The organism is Variovorax sp. 05L425, from assembly GCF_056397705.1.
On sequence record NZ_JBFTNY010000090.1, the window covers coordinates 1 to 351 of the forward strand.

Here is a 351-nt window from a genome sequence, read left to right on the forward strand (position 1 = left end):
GCTGCAATGCCTCGATTAAATCATGGGCACATTCGTATTGTCAACAATCTGAATGTCGAGTAAAGTTCAGGCATCCGACGCTCAACCGCCATCCAACGAGGCACCCACCCATGACCACACAGACAAAGATTCGCTCCGAGATCACCGGCACCGTTTGGAAGATCCTGGTAAAGCCCGGCGACACCCTGCAGGCCGACGACACCCTCATGGTCCTCGAATCCATGAAGATGGAAATCCCCGTCGTCGCCCCCGAAGCCGGCCGCGTCGTCGAGATCCTCATCGCCGAAGGCGCTCCCGTGCGTGAAGGCCAGGACATCGCGGTCTTCGAAGAGGAATGAGCGCCGTGAAGAA

General features: G+C 57.8%; 1 protein-coding gene. It reads left to right on the plus strand.

Going from position 1 to position 351, the window contains the following annotated elements:
• The first annotated feature begins 110 nt into the window (after positions 1-110).
• Positions 111-338: a biotin/lipoyl-binding carrier protein gene (locus AC1DN9_RS30105; RefSeq protein ID WP_478106025.1), complete on the plus strand. Its 228-nt coding sequence runs from the start codon at positions 111-113 to the stop codon at positions 336-338.
• Positions 339-351: the final 13 nt, after the last annotated feature.